Raw genomic sequence first — 19,466 nt, 5'->3', positions numbered from 1 at the left:
ACAGCATTTCTATTATAACTATTGACAATTCTTAATTATACGTGTATCATTGTATTAAGCACTTAGTACAATGTTACAGGCACTGTATCATTAATATTTTGAAATGAGGTGATGTTCTTGACATGGAATCTTAATTCCGATCGACCAATTTATTCGCAATTAATAGATAAATTAAAAATGGATATTATCTCCGGAGTTTATAACCCTGGTGATAAAATACCTTCAGTCAGAGAGCTTGCAGCGGATGCTTCCGTTAATCCAAACACAATGCAAAAAGCTCTAGCAGAACTGGAACGTGACGGTTTGGTATTTTCACAGCGTACCAGTGGCAGATTTATAACGGAGGACAAGAATATGATAAAAAATGTAAAAAATCAACTTGCTATCGAACAGATTACTGAGTTTTTTGAAAGAATGAATCAATTAGGTTATAAAAAAGAAGAAACCATTAAGCTAATTGAATCTGCATTAAGGGGGAAAGAGAATGAGTAATATTTTAGAATGTCAGTCATTGGTAAAAAAATATGGCTTAAAAACTGCTCTTTCAGGTATCGATTTAAAAATAGAGCCTGGGCACATTACAGGTTTGCTTGGACCTAATGGCAGTGGCAAAAGCACTTTAATCAAGCTGATTAACGGGTTGCTAGTTCCTGATAGCGGATCAATTAAAATCAATGGTTTAACACCCGGTATTGAAACAAAAAAAATCGTATCCTATCTGCCTGAACGTACCTATTTAGACAACGCATCAAAAGTAAAAGATATCATTGTTTTCTTTGAAGACTTTTACGATAATTTTAATAAAGAAAAAGCATATGATATGTTAAGTCATTTGAATATTAATCCAAATGATCGTTTAAAAACAATGTCAAAGGGTACAAAGGAAAAAGTTCAACTTATATTAGTTATGAGTCGAGATGCCGAACTATATTGTCTAGATGAACCAATTGCAGGTGTTGATCCTGCTGCTAGAGATTATATATTAAATACCATTATCTCCAATTATAATGAAAATGCCTCCATTATTATCTCAACCCATTTAATATCTGACATCGAAAATATTCTTGATGATATCGTATTTATCGCCGATGGAAAAGTAAAATTAAAATCTACGGTAGATGATATTCGTTTTAAAGAGGGAAAATCAGTAGATGCACTGTTTAGGGAGGTATTTAAATGTTAAGTAAATTAATTAAACATGAATTCAACGCAACTTCTAAAACACTTGGTATCCTTCATATCGCTTTGTTTATTACTACCATAATGGGTATCATTGCGATTAATTTAAGTAAAAATGATAATTATGAATATATAAGCAGCTTGACACTTATTATATATGTTCTTATTTTAATAGCTGTTGCTGTTGCTGTTTTGATTTATCTTGTTGTAAGATTTTATCGAAACTTATTCACCGACGAGGGTTACTTAATGAATACCCTACCTGTAAAGCCATCTTATTTAATTTTTTCAAAATTAATAGTAAGCTTTGTATGGAGCATAATCAATTTCGTTTGTACCATATTTTCTATTTTGCTGCTGGTATTAAGTCAAACTTCCATCGCATCCTTTTTTGATACATGGAATGAAATAACTAAATACGCATGGAATGAAATTGGTGTATCAATTAGCTCATTACTGTTTTTAGGTATCCTTGGTGGATTAGTCTCCATTATTTATATGTTCCTTATGTTTTATACCTCTATTGCCATCGGGCAGACAATGAGAACTCATAAGGTATTATTTTCTATGGGTGCATATGTTGTGCTTTATATTATTTCTCAGATTATATCAACAATGGGGCTAATGCCTTTTGGGTTTTTTGCACTATTACAAACAGATAACCTTAACATCGAAACAATTTTTACGCCACTTATGCTATCCTCTTATGCCATATCAATCGCTCTCATTGTTTTATATTTCTTTATTACTAACTATATTATTTCGAAAAAACTTAATTTGGAATAGTTTAAAAATAGCAGTTCTTCTTCAAAGAAGTAACTGCTATTTTTCTTATCCTTTTATTTAATGCTTAAAATGTCTCATTCCTGTAAATATCATTGCAATTCCATATTCATCGCATTTCTTGATGGAATCTTCATCACGAACAGAACCACCTGGTTGAATAATTGCAGTGATACCAGCCTTGTGGGCTACTTCTACGCAATCATCAAATGGAAAAAATGCATCTGAGGCAAGTACTGCTCCTTTTGTTGCCTCTTCATCTATTAATTCCACTGCATGTTCTACCGCTTGTTGAGTTGCCCATACTCTATTCACCTGTCCTGGTCCAATACCTACTGACTGCTTATTCTTTGCAATTGCAATTCCATTTGACTTTACAAACTTAACCATTTTCCATGCGAACATCAAATCTTGCATCTGTTCCTTTGTTGGTTTTGTTTTCGTAACTACCTCTAACCTAGAATCTTCAGTTAATAATTTACTGTCAATTGTCTGTACAATCAGTCCACCATTTACTTTCTTTAAATCAAATGCCGTCTCTGGCTGTGGTACTGAAATATCTGTAAGTTGTAAAACACGAACATTTTTCTTGGACTGCAATATTTCAATCGCTTCTTTTTCATAAGAAGGTGCAACAATTACTTCTAAAAATATTTGTATCATCTCATGTGCTAATTCTTTGGTTACTTCTCGATTAAGCACGACGATACCACCAAATATGGAAGTTTTATCAGCATGATACGCCTTTATCCAAGCATCCATAATGGTATCTGCACTGCCTACTCCACAAGGATTCCCATGCTTACAAGCAACCACTGTAGGCTCACTGTATTCTTTTAACAACTCAAGTGCACCATTTGTATCATTGATATTATTAAAGGATAGTTCTTTTCCATTTAACTGAATGGCATCCACAATTGATCCCTTTCGCTTGCCTATCTCTCTATAAAACGCAGCAGATTGGTGAGGATTCTCCCCATATCGCATATCCTGTACCTTTTCAAATGTCATAGTCAAGGTTTCTGGAAATGCTGTATCTTGTCTTTCCTTTTTTAAATAATCTGCTATCATGGTATCATAGTTTGATGTATGCATAAATACCTTTTGCATTAGATAAAATTTTGTATCAAGAGATACTGTTTTATCCTTTTTTAATTCTTCTAATACTTTATCATAATCTCTTGGATCGACTACAACTGCAACATCCTGATAATTCTTTGCTGCTGAACGAAGCATAGTTGGCCCACCAATATCAATATTTTCTACTGCCTCTTCTCTTGTAACGTCATCCTTTAGAATTGTAGATTTGAAAGGATATAAGTTAACAATAACAATATCAATTGTTTCAATCTTTAATTCTTCTAATTGTTTCATGTGCTCTTGTTTTTCACGCATTGCCAATAGTCCTGCATGAACAACTGGATGTAATGTTTTAACTCGTCCATCTAAACACTCTGGAAAACCAGTGAGTTCAGATATCTCGATCGCCTTTACTCCTTCTTCCTTTAATTTACTGTAAGTTCCGCCAGTTGAAATGATTTCAATACCCAATTCCACAAATTCTTTCGCTAACTCCACGATACCTGTTTTGTCAGATACACTAATCAATGCTCTCATGTCATTCCTCCATAATTTAAATTCAACAGTTTAAACCCTTTATGTTCTCATGGTTTGATTTTAGGCTCAAAAGCTACTTGACCCTTTGTAAAATAAAAAAACCATCTGAGAAACCATGTAGGTTGCCCAGGCGGTCGGCATTTGTTTGCTGTACTCCCTGTGAGTGCTCTCACTTTCCGCCAGTCATACAGCTTATGTATGTATCATACACTAGAGTCATTTTTTTTACAAGGCATATCTCCTTTATATTTTCTAACACACTTTAATAAGTCAAACTTATAGAAACAGTACAATTCCTCCTTAAGTTTACCTTGTTATCTAATAAAAAATTTACTATAATAAGTAGAACCTTATTAAGTAAGTTATTTTAGATAACTTAATTCAAACAGCACGGATGAAAGGATTAACTGACATTGATGAGAAACATTAAATTAACAATAGAATACGATGGCGGTCGCTACAATGGATGGCAACGTCTTGGGAAGGGAGAATCCACCAATACCATTGAGAATAAGTTAAGCGAAATCATTGAGAAAATGACTGGAAAACCAAGTGAACTATATTGTGGTGCTAGAACCGAAGTAGGGGTGCATGCCTATGCGCAGACTGCAAATTTTAAAACAGAATCTGTATTAAAGTTATACGAAATCAAAAATTATTTTAATCGCTACCTCCCTATGGATATTGCGATTCGTGCGATTGAGGAAGTTCCCGACCGATTCCACAGCAGCCTAAATGCTAAGAGTAAAAAATACCTATATCGTATCTCTAATGGTGAATTTCCTAGTGTTTTTGAGCGTAAATACATGTATCATTCTTTTGCAAAATTAGATAGCAAACTAATGAAAGAAGCTTCTTCTTTTTTAATTGGAAAACATGATTTTAAAACTTTTTCTACTGTCAAAAAAAATAAATCTACGGAAAAAGAAATTTATTCCATTGAAATTCTAAATAACGAAAATGAATTGCAAATCATCCTTCATGCCAATGATTTTCTTCACAATATGGCAAGAATGATCGTTACTATTCTTATGGAAATAGGAGCTGGTCGTAAAAGAACAAGCGAAATAAATGCAATACTTTCAAGTGAAGTTGCGCCTGATTTTCTTACTCCCGCCGAACCCCAAGGATTATTTTTGTTAGAAGTAATGTATGAATAGATAACAAATTAACTCTCCCTCATAATTTAAGTGCAAAACCTTCTACCACTATTAATGAATCATTAAAATATTCCGATATTAATGGTATCAGTAATAAGTGAACGCCAGTTCCTTATCCCTAGTGATAGCTATTTATACAAGGATGTAGATTGGGAGAGATTGTTATGATATTAGATATTGATATACGTGTTTCTAGTGAAAACGGTGTTCAAATTCACCAGTTTACGAAACATTTTGATAGTCGATTTGAGGGTCGAAAAATTGAGAGTGGTAATGTAATAGATAAAAGCTTTGAAGACTTCTTAGCTGAATTTTTGTCGGGAAGCGGGAAGGTGATTCGAAATCAACTCATATCAAAGGAATCAAAGGAAATTACAAATCATTTCAACCAACAAAGTACTGACCTTCATAATATTGAATACACGTTAAAGTTAGGAGATTCACAATTCGTAAGCGGTAAAATTCCTCTGGATAAATTAATACATCTTAGTGAAATGTCTCGCTTATCAAGCACTCCAAAGGAAGACCTATCTTTTGTATCTTCCTCTGACTTTTACGATACGCAAACAAATACTAACACAAGTCCTGATACTACTTTGATGTCTTCGAATGACTCACTGGCATTAAAACGTACTATATTTAAACCTGCTATCAATTTAGAGGAAGTAGATCAGATGTTTCAACAGATTATAACAACTGCTGTTACAAAATACGAAAATAACTTTTTTATTCATGAGCAAGATAACACTGGATTTATAAAAAGTTCTTAAAAAGAGCAATCGGAATATGTAATTTCGATTGCTCTTACTATTAATTTTTTTTCCAGCTATCCGTCTTCATACTTTCTAATACATCTTTTTTTAATTGAAGCCATTTATCTTCGTGTTCAACATAATAAATAGGACATTTTTTACCCGTCACATCATAGTGACGTATGATTTGATCTTCACTTAGTCCAAACTCCTCACATAGATAAGCTGTTAATTTTACAACACTTTCATAACTTGCATCTGTAAAAATACCTGTTTTATCTTTATGACACACTTCAATAGATAGAGTATCAGAGTTTCGATTATTGGATGCATATGCTACCTCGTCAGATGGAACACATTGAACGACTTCTCCTTCAATTCCAACTACAAAGTTACTGCTTACTGAAGCTTCTTTTGTTTTTGCTAATTCACCATAATAATTTCTATGCTGAGCTGCTGTTGTCCCTGGATTGCCAGTATAATGAATAACTACAGCGTTTACTTTTTCTATTTTTTTCCCTGGCCTTGAATATTCATTGATTTCTACATAATCTTCTTTAATCCAATCCGGTTTTTTAATCTCCTCTTTTTTTATATCTTCTTCATTGTTAACAGCTTCAACTTCTTCTTTCACCGTTGTTTGTATTGTTGGTAACTGTTTGATTTCATTCTTTAATATTGCATAATAGCTAATACAAACTAATATGATTGTACTAATTATAGCGATTGCTGAGATTCTTCCCAAGCCGTCATTTCTTCTTCGATACCTTCTACGCATGTTCAAGCCCCTTTTGTATTTATTGAAATACTTCTTTTACGCCATATGTATTAATATATTCCTTTACATCTTCTATAAATTGCTCCCATTCGGCTTCATTCTCTACATAATATAAAGGACATAATTTTCCTGTAATATCATAATGCCTTATGATATCTTTTGGCTTTAAATCAAATTTACCGCATAGCCAAGCTGTTAGATGAACTAATGATTGGTATGTTTTATCATCAAACTTACCAGTTTCATCAGGATGACAACATTCTATGGATATGGTATCGTAGTTTCTATCATTTGAGGCATACGCAACTTCATTGGTTGGTATACATTGAACAATCTCTCCTTCCAATCCTATAATAAAATGGCTGCTTGCTTTTGTTATCTTACTTTCCTTTAATCCCTCAAAATAGCTCCTATTTTGAGATGCACTAGTTCCAGGATTTGCGGTGTAATGAACTACAATCCCCTTTATTTTGTTATTTGCTTCCCCTGATCTGGAATATTCATTTATAGTAAGTAAATCAACTTCAAAATCTGGCGCATTTTTTACAACTTTTGGTTTTAATATCTGTGTTACTAACATCACTATACAAGATACTATAAGCATAAGAACTGCTCCAAAAAAAAGTCTTTTAACAATTCTTCTTTTTCGTTTGTTATTCTTTTTCATTTCTCATGATCCCCGTCTCATACATTCTTTTGCTAACCTATCGGGTAAAAACAAATACTCACTTCGTTCGTGCTTGTTTTTCTTCCGATACTTACACTATCGAAACTTCGTTTCTCTGTGTAACTAGCTCAAGAGCTTTGCTCTTTCGCTAACCTATCGCGTAAAAACAAATACTCACTTCGTTCGTGCTTGTTTTTCTTCCGATACTTACACTATCGAAACTTCGTTTCTCTGTGTAACTAGCTCAAGAGCTTTGCTCTTTCGCTAACCTATCGGGTAAAAACAAATACTCACTTCGTTCGTGCTTGTTTTTCTTCCGATAGGTTACATTATATACTATCTCCTTATGTTAGTTTTTAATATTTTATTAATATTTTTAGAATTTTTTAAGATAAATTGTCTATGCAAAAAAAACCATTACTCTAGCATTAAAACTTTGAGTAACGGTTTCTTTTTTATGATTATATTTATTGGTCTACACTATAGTTTGGTGCTTCTTTTGTGATATGAATATCGTGTGGATGACTTTCTTTTAAGGATGCTGCGGATATTTTAACAAAGGATCCTCTTTCTTTTAATTCCTCTATGGTTGGGGTACCACAATATCCCATTCCTGAACGTAAGCCTCCCATTAGTTGGAATACCGTATCTTCTACTGTACCTTTGTAAGCAACACGGCCTTCTACACCTTCTGGAACTAATTTCTTTGCATCGCTTTGGAAGTAACGATCTTTACTTCCATTTTCCATTGCTGCAATTGATCCCATACCACGATATACTTTATACTTTCTACCTTGGTATAACTCAAAGGTTCCTGGACTTTCGTCACATCCTGCAAAGATACTACCAAGCATACATACATTGGCACCAGCTGCGATAGCCTTTGTCATATCGCCAGAATACTTGATACCTCCATCTGCTATGATTGGAATGCCATATTCTTTTGCAACTTCATAGCAATCCATAACGGCTGTAATCTGTGGTACACCAATACCTGCTACTACACGAGTTGTACAAATGGAACCTGGACCAATTCCAACTTTTACTGCATCTACGCCAGCTTCAATCAATGCCTTTGTTGCCGCACCTGTTGCTACATTTCCAGCAATCACTTGTAAGCTTGGATGTTTTTCTTTGATTTGCTTCACTGCATTGATTATGTTTAAGGAATGTCCGTGAGCAGAATCAATTACAATCACGTCAACTTTCGCATCTACTAAAGCGTCTACACGTTCCAATACGTTGTTCGTGATTCCTACTGCTGCACCACATAGAAGTCTTCCTTGCTCATCTTTTGCAGATAGTGGATACTTGATTTGTTTTTCAATATCTTTAATTGTAATCAAACCTTTTAAATTAAAGTCTTCATCAACAATTGGAAGCTTTTCCTTACGAGCAGTTGCTAAAATTTTCTTTGCTTCCTCAAGTGTAATTCCCTCTTTTGCTGTAATAAGACCTTCTGAAGTCATTGATTCTTTAATTTTTTTTGAAAAATCTTCTTCAAACTTTAAATCACGATTGGTAATAATACCAACTAGCTTTTTGCCCTCTGTAATCGGAACTCCAGATATTCGGAATTTGGCCATTAGATTATTGGCATCTTCTAATGTGTGTTCCGGTGATAAATAGAATGGGTCTGTAATAACACCATTTTCAGAACGTTTTACTTTGTCAACTTCTTCGGCTTGCTTTTCAATTGACATGTTCTTATGGATGATTCCAATTCCTCCCTGTCTTGCCATCGCGATAGCCATTCTATGTTCTGTTACAGTGTCCATTCCCGCGCTCATCAAAGGAATGTTTAATCTAACTGACTTTGTTAAGTAAGTTGATAAATTTACTTGATTCGGAATTAACTCAGAATATGCAGGTACCAACAGCACATCATCAAAAGTAATTCCTTCACCAATAATTTTACCCATCTTTTTATCCTCGCTTTCTTATCTCTTTATAATATTGTAGCTGCAAAGGGTAAAATAAATACCCTCTGCAGCTTCTCATTGTTCTAGTTTCTCTAGTCTAACAAAAATATTAATTTATGTCAATTACAAATTTAAATGATTTTTTTAATGACCGAAATATGAAAACGTAACTACATTCCTTCTTATTTTGTTTCTATTTTACTAAATATTTATTTTTCGAGGATGGGCATCTCTCATTGCGCTAAGCATTTCTGAATTTGGTTCAAATAGAACTTTTTCATAGCCATTATTGCCATGTATAATCATAGCATATACTTTAGCTCCTTCTTCTAATGTAGTATAGTCATATACTTTATTACAGTTTCTAAATGAATCCAATAAGTAAGAATCTGATGGAGCTACAATTTCTAACTTAGATAAATCAAAAGTTGCCGCCTTCTTACGTCTTTCTTTTCCCATAATCTTATCAACACTTAGTTCGCCTCTGATGTAGGTATATTCAAATTCAAGATCAAACATCTTAAACAAATAAACATCCAGTAGTACCATTATAATACCTAATACCAATCCAAATGGTAAAATTAAAGATAAAGCAAATACAATAACAGTAGCAAATATTAAAGCAACCTTTGCTAATATGCTTTTGGACGTTGTTTTTCTTTTAACCAGCTGCTCAATAAATACTTCATTCATTTTCTTTCCTCCTGAAATCGCTTTTATTAAATAATAGAAGTCCTTCTTATTATAGCCGACAATTCAGGATTTTGAAAGAAAAAAATTATTTTTCACAGAATTTATACAAATTTGTGTTACAATATAAAAGATTAAAAATACAGTGAGCCAAACGGAGGAAAAAATGAGCTTCAAGGAACAAATTCAAATTGAAAAAGAAAAATTAAGCAAAATGACTGTAAAAGAAAAAATAGACTATATTTGGGAATATTATAAGTATTGGATTATAGGAATTGCGGCAAGTCTCTTTCTCATATATGGAATTGTAGATGCCCAGATTGAGAATTCAAAGCCAACATATTTATACGTAACGATGGTAAATTCGAATATGGTAAGTTCAGGCGAAACCACCTTAATGGATGATTTTGCAGAATTTGCTCAAATTGACCAAACAAAAACAAAATTAAACCTTGATACATCCATTCAAATGAAAACAGATATGTCTGATGAATATAGCATGAATTCTTCTGCTAAGATGTTTGCTCAATTTGCAGCAAAAACAATTGATGCCACTATTATGAATAAAGATATGATCGATTTTTTTGTTGATAAAGATGCCTTTGCTGATTTAAAAACAATCCTTCCTACTGATTTTTATGAGAAACATAAGGACAGATTTATTACAGGGACAGATTCAGAAGGTAATCCATTTATGTGTGCAATGGATATTAGTGATAGTAAAATATTTCAAGAAACTAATTCATATGCCGAAACTCCTTACTACAGCATTATAGTCAACACACAAAACCAAGAAAACAGCATTCAATTTTTAGAATATCTATATTCCAAAAATTAATTCTACACCCTCATCAACCATAGATTGATGGGGGTGTTCTATTTTACTTGTCTATGTCTTAGGAGCCAGTTGATTTATAATGCCTTACCCCGCTTTGCCATAGAAGATAACATGGAATTAAAAATAAACCTCCAAGTATTGGGTAGAAGGCAAGAAATATTTGATTACTTTTACCTGTTAAATATAAAAACGGATAGTATTGAAAAAGAGCAAATGGTACCAAGTAGGTACAAAACTTCAACACGTTTTTACCATATATATTAACTGGGTACTTTCCATATTCTCTTGCACCGTCTGTAAATATATTCATAAATTCCAAACCTTCTATTGTAAAAAAGCATAGCGAAGCATAAATCACAAATAACCCTGCAAAGACAACTGTTCCTCCAAAAACCATATTTACTAATGTTATAACTTTGCTCGCACTCCAGATAATACCACTTCTAGGAATCGCGTAGCAAAACATAACAATTGCTTGTAGCACCCTGCCAACTCTTGTAAGTTCTATTTTGCTACCAATAACTTGAAAGATAAGTCCGCGAGGCCGAACCAATATTCGATCAAACTCTCCATTTCCTATCATACCTGCAAACATATCGAAACCGCGAAAAAAACATTCTGCAAAAGAAAAAGATAAAAGTACGATAGAATAACACATAAGACATTCACTATAGGTAAATCCTTCTACATTGGAAAATCTCTGAAACATAAAAAGTATACCGAGGAAAACGTTGAAGGATACTAAAAATTGACCAATGCTAGTCAAAAGAAATGATGTTTTATATTGTAATATACTTTTAATATGTATGCTTAAATATTTTAAATATAACTTCATAGTAGTCTCCTCTCAACCTCCTTGTATACAAAGCTTCTTTAATGCACTATGCATAATAATTTTTCCTAATACTACCATAATAACTAACCATATGATTTGTAGTAAGATTGTTTGATATAAGTATTTTCCGCTAATATCTCCACTATAAATTCGAAAAGGGGCATTTTGCATTGCCGCAAAAGGTAAAAGCTCCACTACTTTCTTGATTGAATCGGGCAAAAATGGTAGAGGAATCACTGCGCCGGCTAAAAATTCGGCAAGTGATTGGCTTACCATACGAACTCCCATTGGATTTACGGTATAAAATGTAATTCCATATATAATCATCCCAAATGCAACTACGACCAAAAAACCAAGAAGCATAGAGAATAAAAACCAAGCCAGTAAAACTAAGTCAGAGGGTAAGACAAGTCCGTATGGTTTTGGAAGTAGATAAGCCATTAATAAAATCGGTACACAACGTAGCAAAGCCTTAGATGCCCGATTCGCCATTCCCCTTACAAACCACATCGTATAAATATCCGTTGGTCTGCACAATTCATACGCAATATTTCCAGTTTGTATGGAATCAAACAATTCTTTTTCCCAAAACCAAGTCATAAACAATGCTAGAAATGCCTGCTGCATCCAAATATAGGAAGTAAGTGCCGAAAACTCCATTGGAAATGCATTTTCATTTGTACGATAAAAAGCTTGAAACAAAAGTATCTCCATAGCTCCCCATACAAACTGGGTTACAATTCCAGCCAAGGCTGCTATTTTGTATTGAAAACCATTTATAAAGCGCATGCGAAAAAAAGATATGTATTTAATCATGTCACATACCTCCTATATTTCATATTGCCTATATAACTGTGCCACAATTTCATCAAGAGATGCACTTTGATTCCTAGAGTGCTCTTTTAAATTAGTAAGGCTTCCATCTAAAAGTATCTTTCCTTTTCCAATTAGAAGAATTCTTGATGTAAGCGCTTCGATATCTTGCATATCATGCGTGGTTAAGATTACAGTTGTATTATGTTTTTGATTTAATTGTATGATAAATTCTCTTACCGCTAGCTTAGATACCGCATCTAAGCCAATGGTTGGCTCATCCAAAAAAAGAATTTTGGGACTATGTAGTAGCGAAGCAGCTATTTCACATCGCATTCGTTGTCCTAATGACAATTGCCTTACTGGAGTTTTTATAATTTGTTCCAGTGAAAGTGACACGGTAAGCTCTTCCAAATTACTTTCATATTTCTCTTTGGGAATCATATAGATATCTCGAATCAACTCAAATGAGTCAATGACTGGAACATCCCACCATAATTGAGAACGTTGTCCAAATACAACACCAATCTCTCGCACATGAGATTTCCTGTTTTTCCATGGAATTCTTCCATCAATTACGCATGTTCCAGAATCAGGTGTTAATATTCCACTTAATACCTTTATGGTACTGCTTTTTCCTGCCCCATTTGGACCAATATAGCCTACCATCTCTCCATCCAGGATATCGAAGGTGACCTCATCTAACGCTCTTATTTCTTCGTATTCTTTTTGAAAGAGGGATTGAAACGCTTCTTTTAGCCCCGCATTTCTTCTTAAGACCTGATACGTCTTACTTAGTTTTTCTACCTTAATCATTTTTTACCTCCTGGTAGTAATATTTTGTTAAAATATCTTGCCAAGCGACAGAATATCTTAGGATATTCCTTTTCCTTTGAGATTGACAAAGGAACCCGTGTGGTAGGTATTTTCTTTTTATAAAAACTTTTATAAAAAGGAATTCAATTTTACCACTTATAGGTTCCTTTTACAAGTAAATTAATTTAGACAAATTTACTATTTATTTTCAGACTCATCCTCTAATGGAACTTGAAAATTGTATATTTCTTTATAAGACTCTAATTCTTCTTCTGATGCTGGATTTGATGGAATTAATCCAGTGCTATCCGTTGTAGATGCTGCATTTACATATTTTTCACTTAAATTATCAATACTATTATAAATATCTTTTTTAACTTTCATAGTGGCTCCTTTCCTTTTTTTTAGTATTTGCAGCTATTTTGATATTATGTATCTAGGTTCTGATTTTATAATGTAACAAAAAAAGAATCCGATTATCGTTATTGGATAATCGAATCCTTTTTTGAAATCAAATGATTACATCATTCCCATTCCTGGTGCACCTGCTGGCATAGCTGGAGCGTCTTCTTTAATATTTGCTACAACAGATTCAGTTGTAAGTAAGGTAGATGCTACACTTGTTGCATTTTGTAATGCACTTCTTGTAACCTTAGCTGGGTCAAGAATTCCAGCTTCTACCATGTTTACATATTCGTCTTTTAATGCATCATAACCAATGCCTGGTTCTTGTTCTTTTACTTTACTAATGATTACGGATCCTTCTAATCCAGCGTTAGCTGAGATATGGAATAATGGGGATTCTAATGCTTTTAAGATAACATTAGCACCTGTTCTTTCATCTCCATCTAAAGTATCAACTAATTTAGCAACTTCTTTTGAAGCATGAATATATGCAGATCCACCACCTGCAATGATACCTTCTTCTACTGCAGCTCTTGTTGCTGCTAAAGCATCTTCCATGCGTAATTTCTTTTCTTTCATTTCAGTTTCAGTCGCAGCACCTACGCGAATAACTGCAACACCACCTGATAATTTAGCAAGTCTTTCCTGTAATTTTTCTTTATCAAATTCAGAAGTTGTTTCTTCAATCTGAGCTTTAATCTGATTGATTCTAAAGGAAATATCATCTTTCTTTCCTTCTCCATCAACAATAACTGTGTTTTCTTTTTGAACTTTAACAGATTTTGCACGTCCAAGTTGTTCCATAGTAGTTTCTTTTAAATCAAGTCCCATATCATCTGTAATGACCTGACCACCTGTTAAAATTGCAATATCTTCTAACATTGCTTTTCTTCTGTCGCCGTAACCTGGTGCTTTAACAGCAACTACTTGGAAGGTTCCTCTTAATTTGTTAACGATTAAAGTAGTTAATGCTTCACCTTCTACATCTTCTGCAATAATCAATAATTTTGATCCTGATTGAACAATTTGCTCAAGAATTGGTAAAATATCTTGAATATTTGAAATTTTCTTATCTGTAATTAAAATATATGGATTGTCAAGAACTGCTTCCATTTTTTCCATATCAGTAGACATATATGCTGAGATATATCCTCTGTCAAACTGCATACCTTCTACTAAATCAAGCTCTGTAAGCATTGTCTTTGACTCTTCTATTGTAATAACACCATTGTTTGATACTTTTTCCATTGCATCAGCAACCATGTTACCAACTTCAACATCACCAGCAGAAATTGCAGCTACTTTAGCAATGTGGTCTTTTCCATTTACTTTCTGGCTCATTCCAGCAATTGCTTCTACCGCTACTTCAGTTGCTTTCTTCATACCTTTTCTTAAGATAATTGGATTCGCTCCTGCTGCTAAGTTCTTCATTCCTTCGTTAATCATAGCTTGTGCTAAAACAGTTGCAGTTGTTGTTCCATCTCCTGCCACATCATTTGTCTTAGTAGCAACTTCTTTTACAAGTTGTGCACCCATGTTTTCAAATGCGTCTTCTAATTCCACTTCTTTTGCAATCGTTACACCATCATTTGTAATAAGTGGTGTTCCGTAAGATTTGTCTAATACAACATTTCTACCTTTTGGTCCTAATGTTACTCTTACTGTATTTGCTAACTGATTTACACCTGATTCTAATGCAGCTCTAGCTTCTGCACCAAACTTAATCTCTTTTGCCATGTTTTTATTCCTCCTAGAATGTTTTATAGTTCATTTTCCCAAATATAATGTCTTTTTTATTCAATTACAGCTAAGATATCACTTTGTTTTACAATGATGAACTGTTCATCATCAATTTCAACTTCTGTTCCAGAGTATTTAGAGTATATTACTTTATCTCCTGCTTTTACTTGCATTTCTACTTCTTTACCATCTACTACTCCACCTGGTCCTACTGCTACAACTTCCGCCTGTTGTGGTTTTTCTTTATTTTGTCCTGGTAAAACAATACCTGACTTTGTAGTTTCTTCCGCTACTAATTGTTTAATTACAACTCTGTCTCCTAATGGTACTAATTTCATTTTGACTCCTTTCCTGACGTTTTCTTTCACGTCAATACAGCTATTTTAGTTTTTGATTTATTAGCACTCACTTAACTCGAGTGCTAATCGATAGTCATATATTAGTTAATTTGTTACATTTATGCAACTGTTTTGACACATCGATTTTTTAATACAATCTCAATATAGCTCTTATTTTCTCTTGTTTTCTCATTTTTTCTCACTTTTAAAAAAATTGCATCTATTTCTATTAATCATACTACACAGTTTAGGGATTTATTCTTATTACCTTTCATCTACTTTGATATTGTTTTCCCTCGCGTAGTAGAATAAATACTGCTGGGCATATCCACCAAAAGAACCATATAATTGTTTTGCCAAGGAAGCGATTTCTTCCTTTTTTGTTTCCTTTTCAAAATAGATTTTTTCCATAATTCTCTTAACCCATACATCAATTGGAAATACATTTCTCTGTGACAAAGAAAAAAGAGCAACACAACTTGCCACCTTTATTCCAACACCCTTTATCAGCATCAACTCTTCCATCGTTTGATTCGAATCAGCATGTAACAAACGTGACTCAAGAACAATTTCCTTTAGCAACTTCTCACAAGCATCTACAATATAAGGAGCACGAAAACCTGTCTTACATAATCGAAGTTCATTTTCTGTAACTTTAGCAAGTTGCAAAAGCGTAGGGAAATGATAATAAGATTTGCCACATATCTCTCCTGCAAGATCTCCATATTTTATAGAAATCGTATTAATAATCTGTTTTATATGCGGTATTTGTTTGTTTTGAGATATGATAAAAGATATCAATGTTTCAAAAAAATCTTGGTTTAAAATTCGAATTCCGCCATACTCTGTGATTGCCTTCTCCAATTCTGCACTTCTATTTAAAAGTGTTTTTTCATTTGTAATTAGCCAGCTTTTTATTTCATTATAATTTCTGTCCAAATCAAAATAGGGTCTCCAGACTGTATGAAAGGTCTCCATACTCGTTTGAAAGAAAATGATTTGGTCATTTATTTGCTTTATATGTAATAAATGACGCTTTGCAACAATAACATATTCTTTGACATCAAGTTGCTCAAAATGAAAGCACTGTCCACATTCTAAAATTTGTTCTATATCAAAGGATTCCATTTCTTCTAAAATAATATTATTATCTTTTTCTGTAATTCTCATTTTTACTTCCAATCTACAAGATGTGCATAACAAAAGCACACTACATTATACTTTCCTAACTTATCGGGTGAAATCAAATGTCTGCTTTGCAGCCGCTTGATTTCCTTCCGATTCCTACACTTCGTGTAGTAGCTCTTGAGCTTTGCTCCATCGCTAACTTATCGGGTGAAATCAAATGTCTGCTTTGCAGCCGCTTGATTTCCTTCCGATTCCTACACTTCGTGTAGTAGCTCTTGAGCTTTGCTCCATCGCTAACTTATCGGGTGAAATCAAATGTCTGCTTTGCAGCCGCTTGATTTCCTTCCGATTCCTACACTTCGTGTAGTAGCTCTTGAGCTTTGCTCCATCGCTAACTTATCGGGTGAAATCAAATGTCTGCTTCGCAGCCGCTTGATTTCCTTCCGATTCCTACACTTCGTGTAGTAGCTCTTGAGCTTTGCTCCATCGCTAACTTATCGGGTGAAATCAAATGTCTGCTTCGCAGCCGCTTGATTTCCTTCCGATAAGTTACATTATAATATAGTGCACTTATTTTTGCACGTTATTCTTTTTTATTTTTTTCGTTGTCTTCTTGATTGATTGTTTCCTTATTATTAGTGATTGTCTTACCTTTTACAATCTTATTGATGTGTTTTTTATAGATTTTTTTCCCTCCTATTACAAATGCAAAAATAATTACGCCCCAAAGGATAAGATAAGGTAATGCTGCTATGAATTCAATGAGAAAATTCTTAAATCCTTCTTTAATTGCATATACATTATCGGATAGCTTTGCTTTGATTTGGTTAGCAAATGATTTTGTTTCTACTTGTGTTTCTCTATCTACTTCTGCAAAATCAATTCGTACTGTACTGTAATTTACTAAGTTATCGTAAGTACGTATTTGCGATTCTTTTGACTCGATTTCATATCTTACCTGAGTTAACTGACTTTGTATTGCTATGATGTCTTCCATTTTTGTCGCATTTTCTAAAAGCGTCATTAAAGTTTCTTGCTCAATTTTTAGTGCTTTTAAACGACTTTCTGTATCTACATATTGTAGTGTTACATCCGTGGTCTGTTCATTGGCTCGAATAACATTGCCTCTATCTTTTACTATTTTTACAAATCCATCCAACCGTTCTGCTGGTATTCTTGCAACCAGATAGCCAGAGCGATAATTTTCGTATTCATAACTTCCACCACTTATGTCTAAATTTTCTACGTATCCACCAAAACTTCCGATTTGAGCGGTAAGTTCATTGATAAAATCATCAAATGTCTTTGTCTCAACGGACATACTCACTTCCTTTATTAACTTCTGTCCAGATATTTGACTTGTATCATTCATTATCTCTGTTTGACTTTCAATTCCCACAGCGCCTTCTTGTGGAGTTGCCATATCAGCTTTTGAATCTGACATCTCCACTCCACTGGAACTTTCCATATTAACAGACTGTTCCGTTGTTGTATCTGCACCTTTACTACTTCCACAAGCAGCTAATGCTAAAATATTCGTAGCAATCACTACTCCCGCTAACATTTGTTTCAGTTTTCTTCGTTTCATACTCATATCCTCCTTTATGGAATTTCTAATTCTAATGTTATTTGGTTTTCATTTATATTTCGGTATAAGATATATCTACCACTTACATCCATACTGTAATCAAAGCGATTCAATGTTTCTTCTATATTTGAAGCAGAAGCAAGTGTCTCTTCTTGCAAGTTATCGCTCGTATAAACCACGCTTACTTTGTCCTGATCTATTTTTTCTATACGTGTTATACTCGTATAGTGCCACTCATCTGCTGAAGGATTTGCAAGAATAAGAATTACAGTATCATCACTCGTTGATTTGATGCTCCATTCAAAGTCATTTTCCATTCCAGAACTTGTTATGGATTGTTCGGTTGTAGTATCAGACTTCTCATTATTTTTTGCTTCGTATTGGTCGTTTGATTCAAGTGCACTCTCTGGCCGAGTTGCCATTTCATTTCCTTTTTCCTCAACTGTTATCAATGGCATACTAAGACGTATTCCAAGAATTAGAATAGCCGCTACAGCAACGTAAGAAAGTTTCTTTTTATTCATAACAATAATCTGGAATTTTTCTTTCATCCTAATACGTTTGATTAGCTTTCGCATTTGTTCTTCGAATTTAGGAGAGGGAGTATAGATTTTTTTTATTTCTTTATCATCTGGAACGAAGGATAAATCTTTTTCTAAACTATCCTCTAATGCTTTACGTAACTTTTCATTACTGCTTTGCATATTTATTATCCTCCTTCATAAGTAACTCTTTTAACTTCTTTTTGCCTCGAAACAATCTTACATTGACAACTTTAGGAGTCACCTCCAAAATTTCTGCAATCTCTTTATCTGATAGCTCATGAAGATATTTATATTCGAATACAACACGGTATAACTCCTCCATTTGATGAATGGCATTCACAATCTTGTTGTGTTCTTCTTTTTGTATGTATTCTTCTAAAATATTTTCTTTACTTTCTCCTACTATTTCTTCTTCGTATTCTTCTATTTCATTTTTTTTCTTTCGAATCATATCAATTGATTTACTTTTTACAATTGTGGCGATAAAATTCTTTGTTTTCGTACTCTTAACCTCCTCTACTTTATCCAAATGTCTGGTAAGCGCCAAGAATGCTTCCTGAACTGCATCCTCTGCCAGATATTTGTCGTGTAAAATTTCATTTGCAACATACCACATAAAATATTGATACGTTTCATACACTTGTACAAACTTATGCTTTTCTTCCTCTGTTTCTATCATCGAAAGATATATCAACATCTTTTTTCCTCCACTCATATCCCAAAAATTATTGTTATATTAATAATAACGTTATTTGTTTTACTATTACTACAAAAAATACAAAAAATTTTAATCTGATACGTTTCATTATAATCAATATTGTAGTTCTACAAAAGAAATTAATAATAATAGGATGCTTATATTAAATTTTATC

General features: G+C 33.5%; 22 protein-coding genes and 1 riboswitch. Of the genes, 7 read left to right on the top strand and 15 right to left on the bottom strand.

Going from position 1 to position 19,466, the window contains the following annotated elements:
- Positions 1 to 117 precede the first annotated feature (117 nt).
- Genes F7O84_RS01785 through F7O84_RS01775 form a run of 3 tightly spaced genes read left to right on the top strand, consistent with a single transcriptional unit; the run spans position 118 to position 1,965 of the window.
- Positions 118 to 492, top strand: a complete 375-nt coding sequence (locus F7O84_RS01785) for a GntR family transcriptional regulator (protein ID WP_151141185.1) — start codon at positions 118 to 120, stop codon at positions 490 to 492.
- Positions 485 to 1,183 (top strand): ABC transporter ATP-binding protein, encoded by a 699-nt coding sequence (locus F7O84_RS01780; RefSeq protein WP_151141183.1) that lies wholly within the window; start codon positions 485 to 487, stop codon positions 1,181 to 1,183. The genes F7O84_RS01785 and F7O84_RS01780 overlap by 8 nt, the downstream gene beginning before the upstream one ends.
- Entirely contained in the window at positions 1,177 to 1,965 is a 789-nt protein-coding gene (locus F7O84_RS01775; RefSeq protein WP_151141180.1) for a hypothetical protein, read from the top strand. The genes F7O84_RS01780 and F7O84_RS01775 overlap by 7 nt, the downstream gene beginning before the upstream one ends.
- A 57-nt stretch (positions 1,966 to 2,022) precedes the next feature.
- Here the strand turns inward: F7O84_RS01775 and purH are convergent, their stop codons facing one another.
- Positions 2,023 to 3,579: a bifunctional phosphoribosylaminoimidazolecarboxamide formyltransferase/IMP cyclohydrolase gene (purH, locus tag F7O84_RS01770; RefSeq protein ID WP_151141179.1), complete on the bottom strand. Its 1,557-nt coding sequence runs from the start codon at positions 3,577 to 3,579 to the stop codon at positions 2,023 to 2,025.
- A 117-nt stretch (positions 3,580 to 3,696) separates the two neighbouring features.
- Positions 3,697 to 3,776: riboswitch (ZMP/ZTP riboswitch) on the bottom strand.
- A gap of 219 nt (positions 3,777 to 3,995) precedes the next feature.
- Between purH and truA the strand changes: the two genes are divergently transcribed.
- Positions 3,996 to 4,739 carry a tRNA pseudouridine(38-40) synthase TruA gene (truA, locus tag F7O84_RS01765; protein WP_151141176.1) on the top strand — a complete coding sequence of 248 codons (744 nt, stop codon included), beginning with the start codon at positions 3,996 to 3,998 and terminating at the stop codon, positions 4,737 to 4,739.
- A gap of 164 nt (positions 4,740 to 4,903) precedes the next feature.
- Entirely contained in the window at positions 4,904 to 5,509 is a 606-nt protein-coding gene (locus F7O84_RS01760) for a hypothetical protein (RefSeq protein WP_151141173.1), read from the top strand.
- Between the two features lie 40 nt (positions 5,510 to 5,549).
- Here F7O84_RS01760 and F7O84_RS01755 read toward each other — a convergent pair whose 3' ends face one another.
- The 4 genes from F7O84_RS01755 to F7O84_RS01740 all read right to left on the bottom strand — a co-directional run bounded on the left by F7O84_RS01755 (position 5,550) and on the right by F7O84_RS01740 (position 9,551).
- Complete coding sequence (locus F7O84_RS01755; protein WP_151141170.1) at positions 5,550 to 6,269, bottom strand: peptidoglycan recognition protein family protein; 720 nt, start codon at positions 6,267 to 6,269, stop codon at positions 5,550 to 5,552.
- 19 nt (positions 6,270 to 6,288) lie between these two features.
- Positions 6,289 to 6,936 (bottom strand): peptidoglycan recognition protein family protein, encoded by a 648-nt coding sequence (locus F7O84_RS01750; RefSeq protein WP_151141167.1) that lies wholly within the window; start codon positions 6,934 to 6,936, stop codon positions 6,289 to 6,291.
- Between the two features lie 467 nt (positions 6,937 to 7,403).
- Positions 7,404 to 8,858, bottom strand: a complete 1,455-nt coding sequence (gene guaB / locus F7O84_RS01745; RefSeq protein WP_151141164.1) for an IMP dehydrogenase — start codon at positions 8,856 to 8,858, stop codon at positions 7,404 to 7,406.
- A gap of 201 nt (positions 8,859 to 9,059) precedes the next feature.
- Positions 9,060 to 9,551 carry a DUF6106 family protein gene (locus F7O84_RS01740; RefSeq protein WP_151141161.1) on the bottom strand — a complete coding sequence of 164 codons (492 nt, stop codon included), beginning with the start codon at positions 9,549 to 9,551 and terminating at the stop codon, positions 9,060 to 9,062.
- A gap of 163 nt (positions 9,552 to 9,714) precedes the next feature.
- Between F7O84_RS01740 and F7O84_RS01735 the strand changes: the two genes are divergently transcribed.
- A complete protein-coding gene (locus F7O84_RS01735) occupies positions 9,715 to 10,386 on the top strand; it encodes a hypothetical protein (RefSeq protein WP_151141158.1) in 672 nt (223 codons plus the stop codon).
- 58 nt (positions 10,387 to 10,444) lie between these two features.
- Here F7O84_RS01735 and F7O84_RS01730 read toward each other — a convergent pair whose 3' ends face one another.
- The 7 genes from F7O84_RS01730 to F7O84_RS01700 form a co-directional block, all read right to left on the bottom strand.
- Positions 10,445 to 11,221, bottom strand: coding sequence for an ABC transporter permease (locus tag F7O84_RS01730; protein WP_151141155.1), 777 nt, complete (start codon positions 11,219 to 11,221; stop codon positions 10,445 to 10,447).
- A gap of 12 nt (positions 11,222 to 11,233) precedes the next feature.
- Positions 11,234 to 12,037: an ABC transporter permease gene (locus tag F7O84_RS01725; protein ID WP_151141152.1), complete on the bottom strand. Its 804-nt coding sequence runs from the start codon at positions 12,035 to 12,037 to the stop codon at positions 11,234 to 11,236.
- A gap of 12 nt (positions 12,038 to 12,049) precedes the next feature.
- Entirely contained in the window at positions 12,050 to 12,850 is an 801-nt protein-coding gene (locus F7O84_RS01720; protein ID WP_151141149.1) for an ABC transporter ATP-binding protein, read from the bottom strand.
- 198 nt (positions 12,851 to 13,048) lie between these two features.
- Positions 13,049 to 13,234: a hypothetical protein gene (locus F7O84_RS01715; RefSeq protein WP_151141147.1), complete on the bottom strand. Its 186-nt coding sequence runs from the start codon at positions 13,232 to 13,234 to the stop codon at positions 13,049 to 13,051.
- 135 nt (positions 13,235 to 13,369) lie between these two features.
- A complete protein-coding gene (groL, locus tag F7O84_RS01710) occupies positions 13,370 to 14,992 on the bottom strand; it encodes a chaperonin GroEL (protein ID WP_151141145.1) in 1,623 nt (540 codons plus the stop codon).
- Between the two features lie 56 nt (positions 14,993 to 15,048).
- Positions 15,049 to 15,333 carry a co-chaperone GroES gene (locus F7O84_RS01705; protein ID WP_151141143.1) on the bottom strand — a complete coding sequence of 95 codons (285 nt, stop codon included), beginning with the start codon at positions 15,331 to 15,333 and terminating at the stop codon, positions 15,049 to 15,051.
- A gap of 264 nt (positions 15,334 to 15,597) precedes the next feature.
- Complete coding sequence (locus tag F7O84_RS01700; protein WP_151141141.1) at positions 15,598 to 16,503, bottom strand: DNA-3-methyladenine glycosylase family protein; 906 nt, start codon at positions 16,501 to 16,503, stop codon at positions 15,598 to 15,600.
- Between the two features lie 371 nt (positions 16,504 to 16,874).
- Between F7O84_RS01700 and F7O84_RS19325 the strand changes: the two genes are divergently transcribed.
- Entirely contained in the window at positions 16,875 to 17,009 is a 135-nt protein-coding gene (locus F7O84_RS19325; RefSeq protein ID WP_279237978.1) for a hypothetical protein, read from the top strand.
- Between the two features lie 35 nt (positions 17,010 to 17,044).
- Here the strand turns inward: F7O84_RS19325 and F7O84_RS01695 are convergent, their stop codons facing one another.
- Genes F7O84_RS01695 through F7O84_RS01685 form a run of 3 tightly spaced genes read right to left on the bottom strand, consistent with a single transcriptional unit; the run spans position 17,045 to position 19,291 of the window.
- A complete protein-coding gene (locus F7O84_RS01695; RefSeq protein ID WP_192451629.1) occupies positions 17,045 to 18,049 on the bottom strand; it encodes a DUF4349 domain-containing protein in 1,005 nt (334 codons plus the stop codon).
- 14 nt (positions 18,050 to 18,063) lie between these two features.
- Positions 18,064 to 18,753 carry a hypothetical protein gene (locus F7O84_RS01690; protein WP_151141137.1) on the bottom strand — a complete coding sequence of 230 codons (690 nt, stop codon included), beginning with the start codon at positions 18,751 to 18,753 and terminating at the stop codon, positions 18,064 to 18,066.
- A complete protein-coding gene (locus tag F7O84_RS01685) occupies positions 18,740 to 19,291 on the bottom strand; it encodes an RNA polymerase sigma factor (protein ID WP_192451628.1) in 552 nt (183 codons plus the stop codon). Before F7O84_RS01685 ends, F7O84_RS01690 begins: the two co-directional genes overlap by 14 nt.
- Positions 19,292 to 19,466 lie beyond the last annotated feature (175 nt).

Origin of the sequence: Candidatus Galacturonatibacter soehngenii, assembly GCF_008830185.1 — a bacterium.
In the GTDB taxonomy this organism is placed as follows: domain Bacteria; phylum Bacillota; class Clostridia; order Lachnospirales; family Lachnospiraceae; genus Lachnotalea; species Lachnotalea soehngenii.
This window is presented reverse-complemented; position numbering and strand designations above follow the sequence as displayed.